We start from the raw sequence: 22,661 nt of genomic DNA, 5'->3' as shown, positions 1-22,661 counted from the left end.
TTCTCCTTGGCGTGATGAAATGGGCGGTATCGGGTCGGTTCAGCCGAGCGGGAGGATTCCGGCTGCCGGTCGTGTCAACGGATGGCGAGAGGGTTGATCGGGGAACCGACTGCCCGGGTGAACTGCAACGGCGGCCCCGTGTAGAAGAAGTCGTAGACGCCGTCGGCGGCGCATGCCTTCGAGAGTTCTTCGAAGTCGAGCATCTCGGCGAGCGTCATGCCCATGTCTCGGATCAGGACCATGTGCAGTTCGAAGAGGGCGCCCGGGTTCTCCCCGGGTATCACCTCGACGGCCCAGTTGTCGGCACCTACGACCGCCACGTCCCGGTCGCGCAGCCACTGTGCGCACGACAGGCTCAGCCCCGGCTCTCCCGCCATGTACGCGGCCGCATCAGACTCCGCGAGAAACTTGGCGTGCCAACCGGTTCGGATCAGGAGGATGTCGCCCGGCCCGACCTCGACGCCCTGCGCTTCCACGACGGCATCGAGTTCCTCGGGTGTGATCGCGGTTCCCGACTCGAGCCATGGGAGACCCCGGTGCCGGGCGACGTCGAGGAGCACGCCGCGGCCCGCGATGCCCTTGGCCTGGGTGTGGATGCCGCACTTGTCGGCACCCTTGACGGTGACGCCGTCGCCGGGATGCCCGTTGTACAGCTGCTCGTCGTAGTGGACGTGCGCGAGGGAGTCGTACTGCGACCCGGCTTGCAGCGGCATGAAGACGTAGTCGTCGGCCCACTTGAAGCCGCCCGGCAACACCTGCTCCTGGCCGTTCTCGGACATCAGCCGGATCGGGTTGATCCGGCTTCCGCCCGGCTGCGGACCGTTGCCGTCGAGTGGGATGCCCAGTTCGAAGATCTGTCCGGTTCGGATCAGCCGTGCCGCGTCCCTGACCCGCTCGGGGGTGATGAGGTTGGTCGTGCCGCGCTCGTCGTCGGCGCCCCACCGCCCCCAATTCCGTACCTTTCGTCCGAGTTCACGCATGTCAGGAACGGCGGCGGTCATCGATATCTCCTCTGAACAGTGAAACGCGTCGGACATGCAGTATGACGTGACAGTCATGTCAACTGCGCTCAGATTGTGTTCCACAACACTCGGAGTGTCAACACCCGGCCGGACATCATCGGACGATGGCGACCACTGGTGGTCGGATGCAGCGTCGGCTCGATGAGCGGATACCGACGCGCCGCCGAACTTCGTCGCACCCCAGGTGAGTACGTCGCGGTCCTCATCGTCCGCCCTGGAACGGAGGTCCTGGCACAGTGCAGTCGGGGCACCGAAAACGCTTCCGGCACCGCTGCCCCGTGGGACGGCGTAGGCCCCGCCGAGTGCCTCAGTGCCGGGACCTGGATCAAGAACACTCCTCTCCGTTCCACGCCACCTGTTGACCGACGCAGTGCCCGACCTCGACTCGGCTCTCATGCGGACACTTCCGGACTCTCCGAATCCGAAACTGTTGACCGCATGGCTGGACGTGTCGATGCGGCACCTCGACGCCGACGGAGCGCACACCGGCGCATGGCGCTCGATCTCCTCCGTTCGGCGATTGCACGAACCCGCGGCGACGCCGGCGACTCCCGCCAAGTAATCCTGAAGAAGGTGAGCTGATGAGCCCGCCGACAGAGCTGCCCGGCGGCGACGCGGGACGGGGAAACCATTATCTGTACGCCCGAACGCCCTGGGGTAGCACCATCGAACTCGTCACCTGTCCCACGTCACAGGCCTACGAGTCCGGCACCGGGCTACGCCGATGGCGTCCGTCGGCCACGAAGCCGAACGACTCGCGTCACCAGGAGCCCTGACCCTCGTGAGGCCGCGTACGACGGCAAACCGGTCCAATCCATGAACCGGTGAGAAAGGCCCCGGGCCGAGAAGCTCCCCGCAGAGATCTTCTCGGCCCGGCCCTCGCCCACCGGCGCGGCGTACAGTTCGCCGACGCCGACGGATATACACAGGTCACCCGCAGCCTCGAGCGGATCAGCCTCCACTCCGAATCGGCGATTCGCGGCGCTCCGACCGCTCCACTTCGGCCCTGCCTTACCGGGGGCAGAGGCGGCAGACTCGCCCCATCGCCGCCGCCCCGGAAAGGACCCCACGTGAGCGCCCCCTCCCTGTCCCAGCACACGACGACGCTGCGTTTCCTCGACTCCGCCGACGGCAGTCCGCTCGGCTGCCTCGCCTCGTGGCCGAACCACCGGTTCACTCTCACCGACGTCGTCGACGTCCTGCGGCGCTTCGGTCTTCACGTGAGCGACCACCGGCCGCTGGACGAGCCGGGGACGCACCACTTCATGATTGCGCCGTCCGGAACCGCCGCTCCGGATGCCGGGGTGCTCGACCTGATCGCGGAGGCGTTCGTCGCGGGCGCCGAGGGTCGCACCGACATCGACGACTTCTCGATACTCGTTCTGCAGGAGGGTATTTCGTGGAGGTGGGTCGACCTGATCCGGGCAGCCGTCCGGTTCCTGGCGCAGGCCGGCATCGGCCTGTCGCCGACGTACATGCTCGGCTGCCTGACGGCCACCTCCGGCTACGCCGCGGCCCTCGCCGCACTGTTCGACGCCCGGTTCCGGCCCGGGCTGCCCGACCGGGAAGCCGCCGTCGCCGCCGCGGCCTCGGCGGTGGCCGGCCACATCGATCGCGCCGCGACCTTCGACCTCGACCGGACCCTGCGAGGGCTGCGCTCGTTCGTCGACGCGACCCTGCGTACCAACTGGTTCCAGAGCGGGGGCACCAAACCGTACGCGTCGTTCAAGCTCGATCCGTCCGCACTGACCGTCGGCGGGGCGATCGTGCCGCTGCGGGAGATCTACGTCCACTCCCGCGACGTCGAGGGCGTGCACGTGCGGGCCGAGCTCGTCGCGCGGGGCGGGCTGCGGTTCTCCGAACGCCCGGAGGACTACCGCACGGAGGTCCTCGGACTGATGGCGACCCAGGCCGTCAAGAACGCACCCATCGTCCCGGGCGGCGCCAAGGGCGCCTTCGTGATCCGCCCCGGATCCACCGCGGACCTCACCACCGCATACACCACTTTCATCCGCGGCCTGCTCGACGTCGTCGACAACGTCGTCGACGGAGCGCCGACCACCCCGACCGACACCGTCGCCTACGACGGCGCGGACGCCTACCTGGTGGTCGCCGCCGACAAGGGCACCGCCCGCATGTCCGACACGGCGAACGCCGTTGCCGCCGAATACGGTTACTGGCTCGGCGACGCCTTCGCCTCGGGCGGCTCGGCCGGCTACGACCACAAGGCGATGGGCATCACCGCCCGCGGCGCGTGGGTGGCCGTGCGGCACCGCTTCGCCGAACTCGGTCACGACGTCGACACGCAGACCTTCACCGTCGCGGGCATCGGCGACATGTCGGGTGACGTCTTCGGCAACGGCATGCTGCTCAGCGACCGCATCCGCCTCGTCGCGGCCTTCGACCACCGGCACATCTTCCTCGACCCCGACCCGGATCCCGACGCCTCCCACCGCGAGCGCGCGCGTCTGTTCGCGCTGCCGCGCTCGTCCTGGGCCGACTACGACCCCGCGGCGATCTCCGCGGGTGGCGGCGTGTGGCCGCGCACCGCCAAGGCCGTGCCGCTGTCCGCGGCCGCCCGCGCGGCCCTCGGGATCGACGCCGAGACCTTGACGCCCGACGAACTGATCAAGGCCGTGCTCCGCGCGCCCGTGGACCTGCTGTGGAACGGCGGTGTCGGCACGTACGTGAAGGCCTCCGACGAGACGCACGGCGACGCCGCCGATCCCGCCAACGACCGGGTCCGGGTCGACGCCTGCGAGGTGCGTGCGCGCATCGTCGGCGAAGGCGGCAATCTCGGCTTCACCCGCGCCGCACGTGTCGAGTACGCGCGCCACGGCGGCCGCTGCGACGGCGACTTCATCGACAACGCCGCCGGCGTCGCCACCTCCGACCGGGAGGTCAACATCAAGATCGCAGTCGATCGCGCGGTCGCGGCCGGAACGCTGGCGCCCGGACAGCGGGAGACGTTGCTCGCCGCGGTGACCGACGACGTGGCCGAGGCCGTGCTCACGGTGTCCCGGGATCAGGTGCTCGCCCTGGGTTGCAGCGAGCACGACGCCCCGGCGCTGCTCACCCAGCACGAGCGGCTGATCGAGGATCTGGCGCGGGCCGGCCGGATCGCCCGCGACGGCGACGGCCTGCCCCCGACGGCGGAGATCCGGGAGCGGAGCCGGGCGGGAACGGGCCTGCTGCGACCGGAACTCGCTGTGCTGCTGGCGCAGTCGAAGAACGTCGTCGCGAGCGAGCTGGCCGCGTCGTCGCTGCCGGACTCCCCGGCCTGCACCCCGTGGGCCGAGAACTACTTCCCAGCCGAGATCCTGGCCCGCGCCGGAAGCGGCGTGGCCGAGCATCCGCTGCGCCGGGAGATCGTCGTCGCGTCGCTCGCGGACGAGCTCGTCAACCGTCTCGGCCCGGGAGCCCTGTACCGGTTCGAGGAACGGTTCGGCGCCGCCACCGCGGACTCGGCGCGCGCTTACGTGGTGGTCAGCCGCGTGCTGCACACCGAGGACATCCGAACCCGGATCCTCGCGGCGGGCTCCGATGCCCGCAGCACGCTGGCGGAGCTGAGCGCGCTCGCGCGCGTCGTCGAGGCCGAGATGGCGTGGTTGCTGCGCCACACCGCCCGCCGGACGCTCCGCGACGTGCTCGCGGGTGCGTGCGACGACGCGGACACACCGGAGGCTCTCGTGGCGCTCTTCGCCGCGCCCGTCGCCGCCGCACTGGGCGACCGGCCGTCGGCCGAGGACTGCCGTGGCGCGTTCGCGAACGCCGCGGTGGCGCTGCGCCTGGGCACCGACCCCGCCCGTGTCGCCGCGGCCCGGGACGCACTGATCGACAGCCTTCACCTCCGTTGGCTGCTCGAAGGTTTCGCCACCCGCGTCCGCGGCTCCTACTGGGAGGCCATGGGTGCGGCGGCCCTGCGCGACGAGATCTCCGACCGCCTCGACACGCTCGTCGTCACCGCACTCGACGGGAGTGCCGCGGACCCGACCGGTCGCACGCACCGTCTCGTGCGACTCCTCGACCGGCTCCGCGGCGAGGACGCGGTGGACACCGCACGGCTGGCCGTGATCGCCGGGGAACTGCGCCTGCTCGACCGTTGAGCGCGTGCCTCGCAGGGACGGGACCCTGTGTGCGGCATGGTGCTATGGCGTGGTCGATGCGTTGTCTTCGCGCTCGGTCACCTGCGGCGAAGGCCGGTGCTCGCGAGGGTGCCCTCGACCGCCGTGCCGACGGTCGAGGGCACCGACGAGATGCTTACGCGTCGTCCTGCCGCTTGGCTGCTTCCCGTCCCGCGAGGTAACCGAACACCAGCCCGAGCGAGATCGTCCCCCCGGCGCCTCCGTAGAAGCCCTTCGTGGGTGCGCCTCCTGCGTTGCCGGCGGCGTACAGGCCGGGAATGACCTTGCCTTCGGTGTTCAGCGCGCGTCCGAGTGCGTCGGTCTTCGGGCCGCCCACGGTGCCGAGCGCGCTGGCCTGGACCTCGAGCGCGTAGTAGGGCGCGGTGTCGACCGGTCCCAGCACGCTCGACTTCGGGCTCTTCAGCATGGGTCGGATGATCTTCGCCAGGGGTCCGACCACGAGGGAACGCACGCGTTCGGGGTCGTTCCTCTTCGCCACCCGTCCGGCGAGCTTGCTCACGATCGGACCGATCGCCGCGGCGATGCGCATCCGCGCCTTTGCGGTGGCGGCGGGGAACCGCGCGTCGGGCGAGTTCTTGCCCAGCCGGGGATAGTAGGCGCCGAAGTAGCGGTCGAACAAGGTCTCCCCGCGGTGGAACTGCGGGTCGCGAGCTCGGGCGGCCTCGGGGTTGAACCGGTCGACTGTGCGGAGCAGCCCCACCTCGTCGACCCCGATCCTGTTCGCCAGCTCCGACAGGGTGTCGGCGCGGTGGAGGTAGTCGGGCACCTCTGCGCCCGGCGTGACGCCGAAGATCCCGAACTTCGTCCAGTAGTTGTGGTCGAAGATCAGCCAGGCCGTGGCATTGGGCATGGTGCCCGTCTCCGGGTCGACCTCGCGCATGATCTGCCCGAACTGGTCGTAGGCCAGGGCCTCGTTCGCGAAGCGCTCACCCTTGCTGTTGACCATGATGCTGTGCGGCAGCGCTCGCTCGCCCAGGAACACACGACTGAGCGGGCGGCCCTCCAGCTCTTCACCGGGCAGCTGCACGCCGGGCATCCACCAGGCGTCCTCCATGCCGGTCAGATCAGCGCCCACCTCCTGCGCCAGCTGCACCGCGATGCCGTCGTGGCCCTGGGGGGAGACCTGCACGCCGAAGGGCGCGTCGAGGTAGGTCGTGGTGATCTCGGTCGAGCTCTCGAACCCGCCGCTGGCCAGCAGGACCCCCCGGGTGGCACGCACCGTGTGCTCGGCGCCGGCGGCGCGCACGACGATCCCCCGCACCCCCGACTCGTCGGTGACAAGCCGGGTCGCGGGCGTCTCGACGCGAACGTCGACGCCGTTGCGCAGGCCCGCCTCGAGCAGCGCTCCGATCAAGGCCGGTCCGGCGAGCCAGACGTCGTCGATGCCGATCCCGCCCAGCAACCAGAACGGGAGCGGGTTCTTGGCCATGCCCGTGGTCAGGGCCGGTCGCACGTACTTCGCGTTCTCCCCGAGTCCCTCCGGGGAGTACGGGCCGGGGAACAGTGCCCGACCGACGGACGCGCCGTCGATGTCGGAGCGGTAGTCCGGCCAGATCGTCGGGATCCACCCGAAGGAGGTGTGCTCTTCGATGAACCGGGCGACGTGCGGTCCGGTCTCCAGGAACTTCTCCACCAGGTCGTGGTCGAGGATCCGGTCGCGACCTTGGCCGTAGATGTACCGTCGCGCCTGGTCCAGGTCGTCGTGCACTTTCAGGTCCTTGGTCGAGAAGCCGTGATTGGGGATCCAGGCGGCACCCGCCGAGATCCCGGTGGCGCCCCCGACGATCTCCCGGGACTCGACCACGAGGACTCGTGCCCCCTCCTTGGCGGCGGTGAGCGCCGCCATCAGGCCTGCGCCGCCGGACCCGACGATCGCCACGTCCACCTCGTCGGGGATGCCCTTCTGGGACACGGTCCCGATGGAGCCGCTGTGCTCGGTCGAACTGCTAGCCATGATCCTCCGTACGGTCGGTTTCGGTCACGCCCCTCCCAGCGGAAGGGCGCGACGCTCGTCATATAGTTGATTACTCAATCATATAGTTGAACACTCAACCATACTTTCCTGTTCCCGGCCGAAGTCGCCCCGCGAAGACCACTCGGGCTCTCCCCGGGAAGGGTGCCGCGCCGGTTCCGACGGCATTCCGGCCGGCTGGACGAACTCGCCCGCAGCGTGAAGGGCCGACTACGACTGCAGCACTACGCCGTTTCCAGCTACCTAGGGCGCCGGTTCCCCGATCAGCAGGGCGAGCAGCAGCTCGGCCCGGACGCGGGCGTCGCCGAGGTCGACGCCGAGCACCTGCTCCGCCTTGGCGATCCGGCTGCGCAGGGTGTGCCGGTGCACCTCCAGAGCCGCGGCCGCCGCCTCCCACTGCCCGTTCGCCTCGAGGAACGCCCGCAACGACGCGACGAGCCTGGTCCCCCGGCCGCGGTCGTAGTCGGCGAGAGCGGAAACAGTGGACGCAGCCACGGATTCGAGTACGGCCCGCACCGCCGGGGAGGCGAGCAGGGCGGTTCCGTGCGTGGCGTCGAACTCGACGAGGCGGTGGGCCGCGTCCGCCGCGGCCACGGCGTGTTCGGCCTGCTCGACGGCGCGGCGGGTGTCGGCGAGCCGGTGCGCGGCGCTGAGCCCGGCGCGGAGGGTGCGCGCCTGCGACGGGGCGAGGTCCGCCAGTAGCGCCGCCACGTCGGACAGCGTGTCCTCACCGCGCAGCAGCACGGTGAGCGCCTCGTCGCCGCTGCGCGCGTACAGCGGGCGCTGCCGGGCGCCGAGACCGGTGTCCAGCACGCGCCGCACGTCGGCCGCGGCCGGGGTGTGCAGACGCAGGATCCGGATGCGGTTGCGGGCGCCGACCGCGTCGGCGAGATACTCCAAGGCGTCGCCGGAGTCGAGGACGTCGTCGACGAGCAGGCCGAATGCCTTCGCGCCCAGCGCATTCCGCTCCGCGCGCAGCCGCCGCGGCTTGTCCAGCTCGAGGGTGACGAGGGAGACGGCGTGGCCGATCAGGACGAGCTCGACGTTCTCGAGCGGGCGGTCGGCCTGCACGGCCAGGTGTCCGCTGACGAGGCCGGCGTGCGTGACCGGTTGCACCGTCAGCGTCCGGCCGGGCCGGCTCGTGGTGACCGAGCCGGCACCGTCCCGGCGCAGCTCCGAGATCTGCTCTGCCAGCTCCGCCGCGGCCTCGGGGCGACCACCTCCCCGCTGCGCTCGTCGAGGTAGGCGACGGCGGCGCTGGTGGCGACGGCCAGTTCCCGCACGATCGCGGCCACGCCGCCGCGCAGCGCGGCGCGGGTGATGCGCACCTGGGTGTCGGCGGCGCGCCGCACCAGCTCGTACTGCTGTTCGGCGAGCCGGGCGGTGACGGCACGGCTGACGGCGGCGAACGGCGTCGTGTACGGCACCTCGAGCAGCGCCAGCCCCACCGCGTCGGCCGCCTCGAGCACCGACTGCGGGATCCGCTCGTGCGACAGCCCGGTGCCGAACCCCAGGGCGGCGACGCCTGCCTCCGCGAGGCGGCGCACGTAGTCACCGCCCTCCTCCGGCTGCAGTCCCAGGCCGGTGGTGAGGACGAGTTCCCCGCCGGAGAGCCAGGGCCGCGGGTCCAGCAGTTCGGTGGGCTGGACGAAGCCGATCGGCCGCTCCTTCCCGGTCCGGCCGCCGCGCAGAGTCAATCCCAGTCCCGGTTGCCGCAGCAGCCAGGCGATGCCGACGCTCATGGGGCCATCGTAAGGCCGCTCGACGAAATGGCGCGGTGCGATTCACCGGGTTGTACGAATCGGCCCTGTCTCGGGTCCGCGGACGCTCCCATACTCGAATCGTCTCTACGCCGCCGAGCCCGAGGAAGTCCCCCATGACGAGCATCGAATACCGCCTTCCGCAGCAGCGTCGCCTGGTCACCGCGCTGCCCGGCCCGCGCTCGGCGGCACTGACCGAGCGTCGCCGCACGGCCGTCGGGGCGGGTGTGGCCTCCTCCGTGCCGGTCTACGCCGCCGACGTCGACGGCGGCATCGTCGTCGACGTCGACGGCAACGCCCTGATCGACCTCGGTTCCGGCATCGCGGTCACCAGTGTCGGCGCCTCGGACCCGGCGGTCGTGGCGGCGGTGCAGGAGCAGGTCGCGCACTTCACGCACACCTGCTTCATGGTCACTCCCTACGAGGGCTACATCGCCGTCGCCGAGAAGCTCGCGGCCCTGACCCCCGGCGACCACGCCAAGCGCACGGTGCTGTTCAACAGCGGCGCGGAGGCGGTGGAGAACGCGGTCAAGATCGCCCGGGTCGCGACCGGTCGCAGCGCCGTGGTGGTCTTCGACCACGCCTACCACGGCCGCACCAACCTGACGATGGCGCTGACCGCGAAGAACCAGCCCTACAAGGAGGGCTTCGGCCCGTTCGCCCCGGACATCCACCGCGTGCCGGCGTCGTACCCGTTCCGCGAGGGCCGCAACTACGACGGCACCGAGGTCACCGGTGAGCAGGCCGCCCATCGCGCGATCGCGCAGATCGACAAGCAGATCGGTGCGCACAACGTCGCCGCGATCGTGCTCGAGCCCATCCAGGGCGAGGGCGGATTCATCGTGCCGGCCAAGGGTTTCCTGCCGACCCTCGTCGACTGGGCGAAGGCCAACGGCATCGTCTTCGTCGTCGACGAGGTGCAGACCGGCTTCGCGCGCACGGGCGACTGGTTCGCCAGCAACGACGAGAACGTCGTGCCGGACCTGATGACCCTCGCCAAGGGCATCGCCGGCGGCATGCCGCTCGCCGCGGTGACCGGCCGCGCCGAGCTGATCGACGCCGTCCACGGCGGCGGCCTCGGCGGCACCTACGGCGGCAACCCCGTCGCGTGCGCCGCGGCGCTGGCCACGCTGGACCGGATCGAGCAGCTGGACCTGTGCGGCCGCGCCCGGCGCATCGAGCAGATCGCCACCGAGCGGCTGCGGGCGCTCGCCGCGGACGTCGACATCGTCGGCGAGGTCCGCGGCCGCGGCGCGATGCTCGCCGTCGAGTTCGTGCAGCCCGGCACGCGCGAGCCGAATCCGGAGGCCACCAAGGCGATCGCCGCGAAGGCGCTCGAGCAGGGTGTCATCGTGCTCACCTGCGGCACCTACGGCAACGTCGTCCGCCTGCTGCCACCGCTGGTGATCTCCGACGAGCTGCTCACCGACGGCCTCGACGTCCTCGCTGCCGCCGTCCGCGATGTCGCGGGCGTGCGCCCGACCCTGGCAGGAGCCACCCGATGACCCACACCCTCCCCGCGGGCGTCCCGACCCGGCTCTGGCTGGGCGGCAAGCTCACCGACTCGTCCACCGGCGCGACGTTCCCCGTCGAGGACCCCGCCACCGGCGCGGTGCTCGCCGACGTCGCCGACGCCTCCGCCGACGACGGGCTGCGCGCCCTCGACCTCGCCGTCGCCGCGCAGGCCGAGTGGGCCGCGACCGCGCCCCGGGTGCGCGGCGAGATCCTGCGCACCGCCTTCGACCTCGTCCACGCCCGCGGCGACGACTTCGCCCGCGTCATCACCCTCGAGATGGGCAAGACCGTCGCCGAGGCGCGCGGCGAGGTGAACTACGGCGCCGAGTTCCTGCGCTGGTTCGCCGAGGAGGCCGTGCGCATCGGCGGCCGCACCGCCACCGCCCCGGCCGGCAGCGGGCGCATCCTCGTCACCAAGGAACCGGTCGGGCCGGTCCTGGCGATCACCCCGTGGAACTTCCCGCTGGCGATGGCCACCCGCAAGATCGGCCCGGCCCTGGCCGCGGGCTGCCCGATCCTGGTCAAGCCGGCCGCCGAGACCCCGCTGACGATGCTGCTGCTCGGGCAGGTCTTCGCCGACGCCGGCCTGCCGGCCGGGGTGCTGTCGATCCTGCCCGCCACCGACGCCGCGGCGCTGACCGGGCCGCTGCTCACCGACGCGCGGCTGCGCAAGATCACCTTCACCGGCTCCACCGGCGTCGGCAAGCTGCTGGTCCGCCAGTCCGCCGACCGGCTGCTGCGCACCTCGATGGAACTCGGCGGCAACGCCCCGTTCCTGGTGTTCGCCGACGCCGACGTCGACGCCGCCGTGGACGGCGCGATGGCCGCGAAGATGCGCAACGGCGGCGAGGCCTGCACCGCCGCCAACCGCTTCCACGTCGCCCGCAGCGTCGCCGGCGAGTTCACCGACAAGCTCACCGCCCGCATCGCGGCGCTGCGCACCGGCCACGGCCTCGACGACGGCACCGACCTCGGCCCGCTGATCACCGCCCGGCAGCGCGCCACGGTCGAGGCACTGGTGCGCGACGCCGTCGAGCGCGGCGCCCGGGTCCGCACCGGCGGGCAGATCCCCGCCGGACCCGGCACGTTCTACCCGCCGACCGTGCTCGACGAGGTCCCGGCCGACGCGCGGCTGCTGCGGGAGGAGATCTTCGGTCCGGTCGCGGCGATCACCGTCTTCGACACCGAGGACGAGGCGATCGCCGCCGCCAACGCCACCGAATACGGCCTGGCCGCGTACTTCTACACCCGCGACCTCGACCGCGCGATGCGCGTGGCGTCCGCGCTGAAGACCGGCATGGTCGGTGTCAACCGCGGCATCATCTCCGACGTCGCCGCCCCGTTCGGTGGCGTCAAGGAGTCCGGATTCGGCCGCGAAGGCGCGGCCGAGGGTATCGAGGAATACCTCGACACCAAGTACATCGCCCTGTAGGCCCCGCGGCGGGACCCCGCCCGGCAATCGAATACCGGCTCGGTCCGGGATCACGGCACACCGCCGGTCCCGGACCGAGCCGTATCCTCTTGCGGCTCAGTCCTTCCGGAGCAGCTCCAGGCGCGCCTCGAGTCCGGCGATCATCGCGTCGAGTCCGGCGTCGAAACCGGCGTCCGGGGTGTAGTGGCCGCCCGATCCGGCGAACGCGTCGATCGCCGCGGTGAACACCGGGCTGTCGCCGGCGAGGTCGGCGGTGTCGAAGATGTCGGCCGGTGCGTTGGCGTCGAGCGCGGAGCCGAAGATGAACGACTCCAGCGCGACGACGACCGGCACGATCGTGTCGATCGGCCACCCGGCCTCCGCGAAGCCCGCCGCCACCGCCTCGTACACCGCCAGGGTGCGGGGCGCGCCCGCGACGGGCATCACGGCGATCACCGGGACCAGCGGCGCGTGCCGGGCGAACACGTCCCGGTAGGACAGGGCCCACCGCCGCGTCGCCACCGCCCACGGCTCGGCGCCGAAGCCGCTCACGTCGACCTTCGTCATGAGGTCCTCCTGCACCCACAGCAGGACGTCCTGCTTCGAGCTCACGTGGTTGTACAGGGCGGACGGGGCCACACCGAGGGCACGGGCGAGCTTGGCGACGGTGAAGGCGTCGTAGCCGCCCTGCTCGATCACGTCGAGCGCCGCGTCGGTGATCGCCTGCCGAGACAGCACTTTCGTCGACGGCCGGCCGGCGCGTCGATGCGTCCCCTCTCCCACGCCGCTCCCCTTCGCCTCACGATTCCGGCCACGAATTGCCGCGAAGGTCTTCTCCTCGCGCCCCGATGAGGTTACAGTGTGATGCGACACATATGAATGTCGTTCATTTTCTCGAAGGGGAATCCCATGAAATCCATCGAGCGTGACGTCGTCGTCGTCGGGGCGGGCCCGTCCGGCCTGACCGCCGCCTACCGCCTCCGGCAGGCGGGCCTGCGGGTCGCCGTCCTCGAAGCCCGCGACCGCGTCGGCGGCCGCACCTGGACCGACACGATCGACGGAGCGATGCTCGAGATCGGCGGTCAGTGGGTGTCCCCCGACCAGACCGCCCTGATCGCGCTGCTCGACGAACTGGGCCTGCGCACGTTCTCCCGCTACCGCGAGGGCGAGAACATCTACCTCGACGCCGAGGGCCGGCCCGTCCGGTACCGCGGCGAGATGTTCCCCACGTCCGAGCACACCCGCGCCGAGATGGACAAGCTGATCGCGCTGCTCGACGAACTCGCCGCCGAGATCGGCCCCCGGGAGCCGTGGGCGCATCCGCGGGCGCGGGAACTCGACACCGTCTCCTTCCACCACTGGTTGCGGGCCAACTCCGACGACGAGGAGGCGTGCAACAACATCGGGCTGTTCATCGCGGGGGGCATGCTCACCAAGCCGGCCCACGCGTTCTCCGCGCTGCAGGCGATCCTCATGGCGGCCTCCGCGGGCTCGTTCAGCAACCTCGTGGACGAGGACTTCATCCTCGACCAGCGCGTCGTGGGCGGCATGCAGCAGGTGTCGCAGCGGCTCGCCGAAAAGCTCGGCGACGACGTCTTTCTCGGCAACCCGGTCCGGACCCTGCACTGGTCCGAGGGCGAAGAACCGGGCGCGCCCGGGCACGTGCGGGCGGTGGCCGACGGCGTCACCGTCGATGCCCGCTTCGCCGTGCTCGCCGTGCCGCCGAACCTGTACTCCCGGATCTCCTACGTCCCGCCGCTGCCGCGCCGCCAGCACCAGATGCACCAGCACCAGTCCCTCGGTCTCGTCATCAAGGTGCATGCCGTGTACGACATGCCGTTCTGGCGCGAGGACGGCCTGTCCGGCACGTGCTTCGGCGCCGGGGCACTCGTCCAGGAGATCTACGACAACACCAACTTCGAGGATCCGCGCGGCACCCTGGTGGCCTTCGTGGCGGACGAGAAGGCCGACGCCGTCTTCGAACTCCCCGCCGAGGAGCGCAAGGCCGCGATCCTCTCGTCCATGGCCGGCTACCTCGGCGAGAAGGCGCTGAGCCCGGTCGTCTACTACGAATCCGACTGGGGCTCGGAGGAGTGGACCCGCGGAGCCTACGCGGCAAGCTACGACCTCGGCGGCCTGCACCGCTACGGCAAGGACCAGCTCACCCCCGTCGGTCCGATCCTCTTCTCGTCGTCCGACCTCGCCGCGGAGGGCTACCAGCACGTCGACGGAGCCGTGCGCATGGGCGAGGACACGGCCCGGCGCATCCTCGACGCCCTCGGCTCCCGCTCGGCCGCGGCCGCGGTGGCCGGTGCCCCGGCACACTGACCGCCCCTCGCGGCCCGGCCGCCGCGACACCGAAGACCCTTTTCTACACCGTTTTTCACGACTCCTTCGGCGCGCCCGTCGCGGCGCCCGACGCGCTCACGACGACGTGAGCGTTCCGGTCGCGGCGGCGCCGCCCCTCCGGCGGCGCCGCCGGCTTCCGAGCTTGCGCTCCCACCCCGCCGCCGGACCCCTGGCCGGGCACCCGCGGCGCGGCCCACACTGATCACCAGAGATCCCTGCCCCTCCCACCCGGCCGGGCAGGCTTCCGAGAGGACCCCCATGACCGACATCCGCGAGAACTACATCGACGGCGCGTTCGTGCCCTCGACGGCCACGGAATCCCTGCCGCTGATCGACCCGGTCGACGAGTCCCTCGTGGGCTCGATCCCGGTGTCGACCGCCGCCGACGTCGACGCCGCGGTGGCGGCCGCGCAGCGCGCGTTCCGGAGCTGGGGCAGGACCACCCCCAAGGAACGCCAGGCGGCGCTGCTGAAGCTCGCCGACGCCCTCGAGGAGCACTGCGACGAACTCGTCGAGGCCGAGTGCCGCAACACCGGCCAGCCGAAGTCCATGATCGCGGACGAGGAGGTCAAGGTCGGCGCGGATCAGCTGCGCTTCTTCGCCGGCGCGGCCCGCCTGCTCGAGGGCAAGGCGGCCGGTGAGTACATGGAGGGCCACACCTCCTACGTGCGGCGCGAGCCGATCGGTGTGGTCGGCCAGGTCACGCCGTGGAACTACCCGCTGATGATGGCGCTGTGGAAGATCGGTCCCGCGCTCGCCGCCGGCAACACGATCGTGCTCAAGCCCAGCGACACCACCCCGGACAGCACGCTGGTGCTGGCCCGCCTGACCCAGGGCATCCTGCCCGACGGTGTCTTCAACGTCGTGCTCGGCAACGCCGCCACCGGGGCCGCCCTCGTCGAACATCCCGCACTCGGCCTGGTGTCGATCACCGGCTCGGTCCGCGCCGGCATCGAGGTGGCGGTCTCCGCGGCCCGGCAGCTCAAGCGCGCCCACCTCGAACTCGGCGGCAAGGCCCCCGTCCTGGTGTTCGACGACGCCGACGTGGCCAAGACCGCCGAGGCCGTCGCGGCGGCCGCCTTCTTCAACGGTGGCCAGGACTGCACGGCCGCCACCCGGGTACTGGTCCACGAGTCCGTCCACGACGATCTCGTCGACGCGCTGGCGCGGCAGGCCGAGCAGCTGCGACCGGGCCGGCCCGACGACCCCGACGCCTTCTACGGCCCGCTCAACAACGCCCAGCACTTCCAGCGCGTCACCGACAAGATCGCCGCCCTGCCCGCCTCGGCGACGATCGTCACCGGCGGCACGCGCGCCGGCGAGAAGGGCTTCTTCTTCGAGCCGACGATCGTCACCGGCGTGGACCAGCACGACCCCATCGTGCAGGACGAGACGTTCGGCCCGATTCTGACGGTGCAGTCCTTCGCCACCGAGGACGAGGCCGTCGCCCTGGCCAACGACGTCCGCTACGGGCTCGCCGCGAGCGTGTGGACCCGCGACCACGGGCGCACCCAGCGCCTGTCCGCCGCGCTGGACTTCGGGGCGGTGTGGATCAACTGCCACATCCCGCTCGTCGCGGAGATGCCGCACGGCGGGTTCAAGCACTCCGGCTACGGCAAGGACCTCTCCGCCTACAGCGTCGAGGACTACACCCGCATCAAGCACGTGATGAGCACCCACGACTGACCTTCCGCGGCCCCACCGCGCCGTCGCCGGAGCCGGCACCACCCCGGCTCCGGCTTCCCTACCGGATCGGATTCCCATGAGACTGGTTGTCGGATACCTCGCCACTCCCAGCGGCGCGGACGGGCTGGCGCTCGGCGTCCAGCTGGCCCGCAGCCTGGGCGCCGAACTCGACATCTGTATGGTCCTGCCCCCGGATCGCCCGGTGCCCTCCCGGGCACCCACCGAGCCCGGGTACGAGGACGTCCTCGCCGGAACGGGCGAAGCGTGGCTCGCCCAGGCGGCGGCCACGGTGCCCGACGACGTGCGGGCACATACCCACCTGAGCTTTCACGAGTCCTTTGCGCAGGGCCTGCTCGACGAGGTGGCGCGGCTCGGCGCCCGCGCCGTCGTCGTCGGTGCCGCGGGCGACGGGCTCCTCGGCCGGCACTCCATCGGCACGGTGTCGTCCGAGCTGTTGCATTCCGCGCCCGTGCCGCTGGCCCTGGCACCGCGGGGATTCCGGCACTCCGCCGCCCCCCGGATCCGCGAGGTCACGTGCGCACTCGGCACCCGCACCGGAGCGGACCTCCTGCTCCGGACCGCGGTGCGCGCCTGCGAGCACATGCGCACGCCGCTGCGGCTCGTCTCGCTCGTCGCGTTCGATCCGCACGGGGTCGGGCGCGGCGCACATCCGTCCCATGAGCACGTGCTCGAATCGGCGCGGGCACATGCCCGGTGCGTCCTGGACACCGCACGCGCCCAGCTCCCCGACGACTTCCCGGTCGCCTCCCTCGTCGCGGACGGTGCGACCGTCGAATCGGCGGTGGCCACGCTGGAGTGGCGCGACGGCGACGTGGTGATGGTCGGCTCGAGCCGGCTCGCCCAGCCGCACCGGCTCTTCCTGGGTTCGACCGCAGCGAAGATGCTGCGGGTCGTTCCGGTGCCCATGGTCGTCGTTCCCGCCCACGACCCCGAGAACAGTGAGTAGGCCCGCCATGACGAATTCGCTTCCTCCCACCCGGGTTCGAGAGGCCGACCCGGTGATCACCCCCGGCGACGGCGTCGTGCCGAAGGGCCTGGCCGCCGGCAGGATCGGCACGTTCGCCGGCGCCGTCCTGGGCATCTCGTCCGTCGCGCCGGGCTACACGCTGACGGCGAGCATCGGCCTGATCGTCGCGGCCGTCGGGCTGAAGATGCCGGCGATCTTCATCGCCGGGTTCATCCCGATGTTCCTCACGGCGTACGCCTATCGCGAACTCAATTCCGAATCACCGGACTGCGGGGCGTCGTTCACGTGGTCGACGAAGGCCTTCGGCCCGTACGTCGGGTGGATGTGCGGCTGGGGCATGGTGATCGCGACGATCATCGTGCTGTCCAACCTGGCCGCGATCGCCGTCCAGTTCTTCTACCTGTTCCTCGCCCGCATCACCGGAGACTCCGCGATCGCAGATCTTCCCGGGAACAAGTTCGTCAACGTGGGCACCACCCTGGTGTTCATCGCGATCGCGACATGGATCGCGAGCCGCGGCATCACCACGAGCGAACGCGTCCAGTACGCGCTCGTCGGGTTCCAGATGGTGCTCCTGCTCGCGTTCGCGGTCGCGGCACTCGTGCACGTCGGCGCGGGCGACGCGCCCGCCGGGCTGTCGCTCGACGCCTCCTGGTTCGACCCGTTCCACGGGCTTGCGATCGGCGCCTTCGTGATCGGCGTGACCGGTTCGATCTTCGCGTTCTGGGGGTGGGACACGTGCCTCACCCTCGGGGAGGAGTCCCGGGACCCCAAGAAGACCCCGGGCCGGGCCGGCCTGTTGTGCGTGGCGACGATCCTGCTGACCTACCTGCTGGTGTCGGTCGCGGCGATGATGTATGCCGGTGTCGGTACGACGGGTCTCGGGCTGGGCAATCCCGACAACTCCGAGAACATCTTCGGCGCCCTCGCCGATCCGGTCCTGGGCCAGTGGGGTGGTCTGCTGCTCTTCCTCGCCATCTTCGTCTCGTCGGTGGCGAGCCTGCAGACCACCTTCCTCCCGGCGGCCCGGACGATGCTCGCGATGGGTGCCTACGGCGCGTTCCCGCGCCGGCTGGCCGCGGTGCATCCCCGCTTTCTTGTGCCCTCGTACGCGACGGTCGTCGCGGGGGTCGTCACCGCGGTGTTCTACGCCGGCGTGACGTTCCTGTCCGAACGCACCCTCCTGGACACCATCGCCGCGCTGGGCATCATGATCTGCTGGTACTACGGGATCACCGCGTTCGCGTGCGTGTGGTACTTCCGCGGACGTCTGTTCACCAGTGCCCGCAACGCCGTGTTCCGGTTCGTCTTCCCCCTGTCGGGCGGGATCATGCTCGCCGCTGTCTTCGCGATCTCGGTGGGCGAGAGCATGAATCCCGACAACGGCAGCGGCGCCGAGATCGGCGGCGTCGGGCTGGTGTTCTTCCTCGGCTTCGGCATCCTGCTGCTCGGCGCGGTCCTGATGCTGGTGATGCGGGTGCGCAATCCGCAGTTCTTCCGCGGGGAGACCCTCACGCGCAGCACCGCCGCGCTCACCGGGGAGACGGACGTGTTCACCACCGACCGCGGTTGAACCCGGACCGCACCGACCACCGCGCCGACGCCGGCCGGGCCGTTCAGGCCCCGGCCGGCGTCTGGGCGACCAGGCCGGCCACCAGTGCGCGCAGGCCGAATTCGAAGGCGGCGTCGGCCCGTTGCGGATTCGGGCAGGCGGTCTGCAGCGCGGCGCGCATCGCGTCGCCGGTTTCGGGGACGTTCGCCCACACCACCTCGGGCGCGGCGAGGTCGAGCGCCGAGCCGAGGACGAAGCTGTCCACGGTGGTGATGGCATGCAGCACGTGCGCGGGCGTGAATCCGGCATCCGTGAAGGCCTGCGCGAGAGCGTTGTAGAGCCCGAACGCGACCGGCGACTGCACGGTCTGCGCGGTGAACAACGGGATCAGCCGCGGATGCGCGGCGTAGGCGCGACGGTACTCGCGGGCGAGGCCGGCGACCGTCTCGGACCAGTCGCCGGCCGGTTCGCCCACGACGATGGTGGACATGATGCGCGCCCGCATGGCCTCGACGATCTCGGCGCGTCCCGACACGTGGTTGTACAGCGACGACGGCCGCACCTTCAGCCGCTCGGCCAATCCCGGCATGGTGAAGTCGCCCGCCGTGTCCACCATGTGAATCGCTGCGTCCGTGATGATCTCGGGCGACAGCAGCCGCTTCGGCGGTCGTGGCATACGAATACTCCTCGAAATCGTCGTGGGCTCTTGCCCGGGACGCGCTCGTCCACCATACTTAACGAATCAAATTCGTTTTATCCCCCCGGATCGAGCCGAGGACTTCCCATGCTCACTATCACCGCCACCACGCCGCCCGACTCGCTGTGCCGGGTCGACGCCCCCGATCGGCCGCCGCTGCGCGTCGGACTGGTTCAGCACCGCTGGCACGACGACGAGCGGGCGTTGCACGCCGAACTCACCGAGGGCATCGCCCGCGCCGCCGGACTCGGCGCGCGCGTCGTGTTCCTGCCCGAACTCACGTTGAGCCGCTACCCGGCCGACACGCCCGGCGGCGCCGACGCCGCCCGGACCGCCGAGGACCTGCGGACCGGCCCGACCGTCGCCTTCGCCGCGGCCGCCGCGTCCGCCCACGGTGTGTTCGTACACGCGTCCCTCTACGAACGCGCCGACGCACCCGACGGCCTCGGCTACAACACCGCCGTCCTCGTCTCCCCCGCCGGCGAACCGGTGGCCCGGACCCGGAAACTGCACATCCCCGTGACCGCCGGATACTACGAGGACACCTACTTCCGGGGCGGTCCGGCCGGTGACCCGTATCCCGTCCACACCCCCGACGGCCTCGACGGCGCCCGCATCGGCATGCCGACCTGCTGGGACGAGTGGTTCCCGGAGGTGGCGCGGGCGTACTCGCTCGCCGGGGCCGAGATCCTGGTCTACCCGACGGCGATCGGCTCCGAGCCCGACCACCCCGAGTTCGACACCCGCCCGCTGTGGCAGCAGGTGATCGTCGGAAACGGCATCGCCAACGGCACGTTCATGATCGTGCCGAACCGGCACGGCTGCGAGGGAGCCATCACCTTCTACGGCTCCTCGTTCGTCTCCGATCCCTACGGGCGCATCCTGGTGCAAGCTCCGCGCGACGAATCCGCCGTGCTGGTGGCCGATCTCGACCTCGCGCAGCGCCGGGACTGGTTGTCGCTGTTCCCGTTCCTGAGCACCCGCCGCCCGGACACCTACGGCTCGCTGACCGCACCGGTGGACGCGCACGCACCCTTCGGAGCCACGCGATGACCTGGCGCATGCCCGCGGAGAGCGAACCGCACGAGCGCACGTGGATGGCCTTCCCCACCGAGGGATATTCGCTGGGCGACACCGCGGAGGAGCACCACGAGGCCCGCGCCACGTGGGCCGCGGTCGCGCACGCCGTCGCAGAGTTCGAACCCCTCACCGTGGTGGCCGATCCCGGCCAGGTCGACGCGGCCCGCCGGTACCTGTCCCGCGACGTGGAACTCGTCGAGGCCCCGCTGAACGACGCCTGGATGCGCGACATCGGGCCGACCTTCGTCCTCGACGACGACGGCCGGTGCGGCGGGGTCGACTGGGTGTTCAACGGCTGGGGCGCGCAGGACTGGGCCCGGTGGGACCACGACGCCCGGATCGCGTCGTTCGTCCTCGAGCGGGCCGGCGTGGAACGGGTCGCGTCGACACTCGTCAACGAGGGCGGTGGCATGCAGGTGGACGGTCTCGGCACCGTCCTGCTCACCGAGACCGTCCAGCTCGACCCCGGGCGCAACCCGCACCTCGACAAGGCCGCGGTCGAAGCGGAACTGCGGCGCACCATCGGCGCGACCTGCGCGATCTGGCTCCCGCGCGGGCTGACGCGGGACCAGGAGCGCTACGGCACCCGCGGTCACGTCGACATCGTCGCCGCGATCGCGTCCCCGGGTGTGGTCCTCGTCCACGACCAGCGCAACCGGAATCACCCGGATTTCGACGTCACCGCGCTGATCGTCGAGCGGCTGCAGCACACGGCGGACGTGCGCGGTGAGCCGTGGCGCATCGTCCGGGTTCCGGCCCCGGCGACGGTCCGCGACGACGAGGGCTGGGTGGATTACAGCTACATCAACCACTACGTCGTCAATGGTGGGGTGATCGCCTGCCGCTTCGGCGACCCCGCCGACGACGAGGCCGCGGAGATCCTGGCGGCCGCGTATCCCGGCCGTCGCGTCGTGGGAGTGGATGCCCGGCCGCTCTTCCGCCGCGGCGGCGGCATCCACTGCATCACCCAGCATCAGCCGCGGTGAGGACGCCCGTCTTCGCCGGCACGGCCCTGTATCGGCGAAGACGGTCCCCGTGACCCGACCTCGCCTCTACTGTGTCCTTGTGCCCGGCGTCCTCGTGCCCGGCGACGCCGCCGGTGGCCGACGGCGCGGGCGGGAGGTCCCTGTGACGGAGGAAGGCTTCGACCCCGTGACGGGCGAACGCGCCCGCGAGGAGCGCATCGTCGGCTCGGTCGTCGATTCGACCGGCATCTCGCGGGCGAAGGTGTTTCCCGGACACAGGCTTACGTCGTTCGTCGAGTCGGGCGCGGGCGCGTCGCCGAGCTGGGTGGTCTTCTGCGTCGACGACCACCTGGCGTTCACGCCGTCACTGTCGGTGACGGGCGATCTCCGGCTGCGGATCGACGGCGACCGGCTCCGGCCCGTCGGGGACGGCGTCCGGTGGGCGCCGGCCGGCCTGTACGAGCAGGACGGGACGCGGTCACCGTTGTGCACGCGCGCAGCGCTCGAACGCGTCGTCGAGGAGCTCGCCGCGGCCGGCGTGCAGGCCCGGGCAGGGCACGAGATCGAGTTCACGCTCTTCGACGGCGGGCGCAGCGAATGGTCCGCATACGGTCTCGGTGCCGTCCTCGGGCGGGACCCGTTCGTCGCGGATCTGTTGCACGCGGCCGCGCAGGCGGGTCTGGGCATCGACCAGATTCACGCCGAGGCGGGCGCGCAGCAGTTCGAACTCTCCCTGTCTCCGGCAGCCCCCGTGGAGTCGGTCGACAACCTGGTGCTCGCACGCATCCTGATCAGCCGCACCGCCCGGCGGCACGGTCTGCGGGCGTCGTTCTCCCCCGTCCCCGTCGTCGGCGGGGCGGGCAACGGGGCCCACGTCCACGTGTCCTTCACCCGCGAGGGGCGGCCGCTCCTGTCCGGCGGCGACGGCCCGCGCGGGGTGACTGCGGCGGGCGGCAGCGTCGTCGCCGGCATCGTGCGCGCGCTGCCCGAGTTCGGGGCGGTCCTCACCGGGTCCGTGCTCTCGCATCTGCGGCTGCAGCCGGGCATGTGGTCCGGCGCGTGGTGCTGCTGGGGGCTCGAGAACCGTGAGGCCGCGCTGCGGCTGTGCGCGCTCACGCCCGGGAGCCCCTACGGCGCCCACCTCGAGGTCAAGCCCGTGGACCCGTCGGCCAACCCCTACCTCGCCGGCGCGGCGATCCTCGGGGCGGCCCACGCCGGTCTCACCGACGCACTCCCGGTTCCGCCGGAGATCCCGGTCGATCCGGGCCGGATGACCGATGCCGAACGCGCCGAACTCGGGGTCCGCGTCCTGCCGACGGACCCCGACGGCGTGCTCGCCGCGCTCGGGTCCTCCGGCCTCGCGCAGCGCCTGTTCGGACCGTCGATCATGGAGGCCCTGCTCGCCGTGAAACGCTACGAGTTCGGGGAGTACCGCTCGCGGCCGCCCGCCGAACTCGCGGAACGGTTCCGCTTCGCGTGGACCGACTGACCGTGTCGCGACGATCGAGGTAACGGACGT

16 protein-coding genes are annotated in these 22,661 nt (G+C 71.4%); 10 read left to right on the top strand and 6 right to left on the bottom strand.

What is annotated here, in order from left to right; genetic code table 11:
* Window positions 1–74: 74 nt before the first annotated feature.
* Window positions 75–1,001, bottom strand: coding sequence for a cyclase family protein (locus JYA75_RS09480; RefSeq protein ID WP_050035857.1), 927 nt, complete (start codon window positions 999–1,001; stop codon window positions 75–77).
* 1,091 nt (window positions 1,002–2,092) lie between these two features.
* On the opposite strand from JYA75_RS09480, the gene JYA75_RS09475 reads away from it, so the two are divergent.
* Window positions 2,093–5,128 carry an NAD-glutamate dehydrogenase domain-containing protein gene (locus tag JYA75_RS09475; RefSeq protein ID WP_203329920.1) on the top strand — a complete coding sequence of 1,012 codons (3,036 nt, stop codon included), beginning with the start codon at window positions 2,093–2,095 and terminating at the stop codon, window positions 5,126–5,128.
* A 154-nt stretch (window positions 5,129–5,282) separates the two neighbouring features.
* On the opposite strand, the gene JYA75_RS09470 is transcribed toward JYA75_RS09475, so the two are convergent.
* From JYA75_RS09470 to JYA75_RS28765, 3 genes are all read right to left on the bottom strand, one after another.
* Window positions 5,283–7,121 (bottom strand): FAD-dependent oxidoreductase, encoded by a 1,839-nt coding sequence (locus JYA75_RS09470; RefSeq protein WP_102800481.1) that lies wholly within the window; start codon window positions 7,119–7,121, stop codon window positions 5,283–5,285.
* Window positions 7,122–7,382: 261 nt separating this feature from the next.
* A complete protein-coding gene (locus JYA75_RS28770) occupies window positions 7,383–8,255 on the bottom strand; it encodes a helix-turn-helix domain-containing protein (RefSeq protein WP_241009813.1) in 873 nt (290 codons plus the stop codon).
* A 2-nt stretch (window positions 8,256–8,257) separates the two neighbouring features.
* Window positions 8,258–8,881, bottom strand: coding sequence for a PucR family transcriptional regulator ligand-binding domain-containing protein (locus JYA75_RS28765; protein ID WP_241009812.1), 624 nt, complete (start codon window positions 8,879–8,881; stop codon window positions 8,258–8,260).
* 134 nt (window positions 8,882–9,015) lie between these two features.
* Here JYA75_RS28765 and gabT point away from each other — a divergent pair, with 134 nt between their 5' ends.
* The gene (gene gabT / locus JYA75_RS09460) at window positions 9,016–10,404 is read left to right on the top strand and encodes a 4-aminobutyrate--2-oxoglutarate transaminase (protein WP_203329919.1); all 1,389 of its coding nucleotides are present in this window, start codon (window positions 9,016–9,018) and stop codon (window positions 10,402–10,404) included.
* Entirely contained in the window at window positions 10,401–11,846 is a 1,446-nt protein-coding gene (locus JYA75_RS09455; protein WP_203329918.1) for an NAD-dependent succinate-semialdehyde dehydrogenase, read from the top strand. The genes gabT and JYA75_RS09455 overlap by 4 nt, the downstream gene beginning before the upstream one ends.
* A 96-nt stretch (window positions 11,847–11,942) precedes the next feature.
* Here the strand turns inward: JYA75_RS09455 and JYA75_RS09450 are convergent, their stop codons facing one another.
* Entirely contained in the window at window positions 11,943–12,608 is a 666-nt protein-coding gene (locus tag JYA75_RS09450) for a TetR family transcriptional regulator (RefSeq protein WP_006935192.1), read from the bottom strand.
* A gap of 126 nt (window positions 12,609–12,734) precedes the next feature.
* Between JYA75_RS09450 and JYA75_RS09445 the strand changes: the two genes are divergently transcribed.
* The 4 genes from JYA75_RS09445 to JYA75_RS09430 all read left to right on the top strand — a co-directional run bounded on the left by JYA75_RS09445 (window position 12,735) and on the right by JYA75_RS09430 (window position 18,421).
* The gene (locus JYA75_RS09445; protein WP_185713051.1) at window positions 12,735–14,153 is read left to right on the top strand and encodes an NAD(P)/FAD-dependent oxidoreductase; all 1,419 of its coding nucleotides are present in this window, start codon (window positions 12,735–12,737) and stop codon (window positions 14,151–14,153) included.
* A 279-nt stretch (window positions 14,154–14,432) separates the two neighbouring features.
* On the top strand, window positions 14,433–15,860 hold the full coding sequence (locus JYA75_RS09440) for a gamma-aminobutyraldehyde dehydrogenase (protein ID WP_006935190.1): 1,428 nt from the start codon (window positions 14,433–14,435) through the stop codon (window positions 15,858–15,860).
* Window positions 15,861–15,936: 76 nt separating this feature from the next.
* Window positions 15,937–16,827 (top strand): universal stress protein, encoded by an 891-nt coding sequence (locus tag JYA75_RS09435; RefSeq protein WP_203329917.1) that lies wholly within the window; start codon window positions 15,937–15,939, stop codon window positions 16,825–16,827.
* Window positions 16,828–16,834: 7 nt separating this feature from the next.
* Window positions 16,835–18,421 (top strand): APC family permease, encoded by a 1,587-nt coding sequence (locus JYA75_RS09430; protein ID WP_006935188.1) that lies wholly within the window; start codon window positions 16,835–16,837, stop codon window positions 18,419–18,421.
* 43 nt (window positions 18,422–18,464) lie between these two features.
* On the opposite strand, the gene JYA75_RS09425 is transcribed toward JYA75_RS09430, so the two are convergent.
* Window positions 18,465–19,076 (bottom strand): TetR/AcrR family transcriptional regulator C-terminal domain-containing protein, encoded by a 612-nt coding sequence (locus JYA75_RS09425; RefSeq protein WP_006935187.1) that lies wholly within the window; start codon window positions 19,074–19,076, stop codon window positions 18,465–18,467.
* Window positions 19,077–19,184: 108 nt separating this feature from the next.
* Here JYA75_RS09425 and JYA75_RS09420 point away from each other — a divergent pair, with 108 nt between their 5' ends.
* From JYA75_RS09420 to JYA75_RS09410, 3 genes are all read left to right on the top strand, one after another.
* Window positions 19,185–20,150, top strand: a complete 966-nt coding sequence (locus tag JYA75_RS09420) for a nitrilase-related carbon-nitrogen hydrolase (RefSeq protein WP_006935186.1) — start codon at window positions 19,185–19,187, stop codon at window positions 20,148–20,150.
* Window positions 20,147–21,163, top strand: a complete 1,017-nt coding sequence (locus JYA75_RS09415) for an agmatine deiminase family protein (protein ID WP_203329916.1) — start codon at window positions 20,147–20,149, stop codon at window positions 21,161–21,163. Before JYA75_RS09420 ends, JYA75_RS09415 begins: the two co-directional genes overlap by 4 nt.
* Window positions 21,164–21,305: 142 nt before the next feature.
* Window positions 21,306–22,631 (top strand): glutamine synthetase family protein, encoded by a 1,326-nt coding sequence (locus tag JYA75_RS09410; protein WP_239010554.1) that lies wholly within the window; start codon window positions 21,306–21,308, stop codon window positions 22,629–22,631.
* Window positions 22,632–22,661: the final 30 nt, after the last annotated feature.

The organism is Rhodococcus sp. PSBB066, assembly GCF_017068255.1.
Classification (GTDB): Bacteria; Actinomycetota; Actinomycetes; order Mycobacteriales; family Mycobacteriaceae; genus Rhodococcus; species Rhodococcus aetherivorans.
The sequence above is the reverse complement of the archived record's forward strand: the minus strand, read 5'-3'. Positions and strand labels throughout refer to the sequence as shown.

What these genes read in the sequence shown, in the direction of transcription:
- JYA75_RS09480 (WP_050035857.1), bottom strand. Translation starts at nt 1,001, where the DNA reads ATGACCGCCGCCGTTCCTGACATGCGTGAACTCGGACGAAAGGTACGG.
- JYA75_RS09470 (WP_102800481.1), bottom strand. Translation starts at nt 7,121, where the DNA reads ATGGCTAGCAGTTCGACCGAGCACAGCGGCTCCATCGGGACCGTGTCC.
- JYA75_RS28765 (WP_241009812.1), bottom strand. Translation starts at nt 8,881, where the DNA reads ATGAGCGTCGGCATCGCCTGGCTGCTGCGGCAACCGGGACTGGGATTG.
- gabT (WP_203329919.1), top strand. Translation starts at nt 9,016, where the DNA reads ATGACGAGCATCGAATACCGCCTTCCGCAGCAGCGTCGCCTGGTCACC.
- JYA75_RS09455 (WP_203329918.1), top strand. Translation starts at nt 10,401, where the DNA reads ATGACCCACACCCTCCCCGCGGGCGTCCCGACCCGGCTCTGGCTGGGC.
- JYA75_RS09445 (WP_185713051.1), top strand. Translation starts at nt 12,735, where the DNA reads ATGAAATCCATCGAGCGTGACGTCGTCGTCGTCGGGGCGGGCCCGTCC.
- JYA75_RS09440 (WP_006935190.1), top strand. Translation starts at nt 14,433, where the DNA reads ATGACCGACATCCGCGAGAACTACATCGACGGCGCGTTCGTGCCCTCG.
- JYA75_RS09435 (WP_203329917.1), top strand. Translation starts at nt 15,937, where the DNA reads ATGAGACTGGTTGTCGGATACCTCGCCACTCCCAGCGGCGCGGACGGG.
- JYA75_RS09430 (WP_006935188.1), top strand. Translation starts at nt 16,835, where the DNA reads ATGACGAATTCGCTTCCTCCCACCCGGGTTCGAGAGGCCGACCCGGTG.
- JYA75_RS09425 (WP_006935187.1), bottom strand. Translation starts at nt 19,076, where the DNA reads ATGCCACGACCGCCGAAGCGGCTGCTGTCGCCCGAGATCATCACGGAC.
- JYA75_RS09420 (WP_006935186.1), top strand. Translation starts at nt 19,185, where the DNA reads ATGCTCACTATCACCGCCACCACGCCGCCCGACTCGCTGTGCCGGGTC.
- JYA75_RS09415 (WP_203329916.1), top strand. Translation starts at nt 20,147, where the DNA reads ATGACCTGGCGCATGCCCGCGGAGAGCGAACCGCACGAGCGCACGTGG.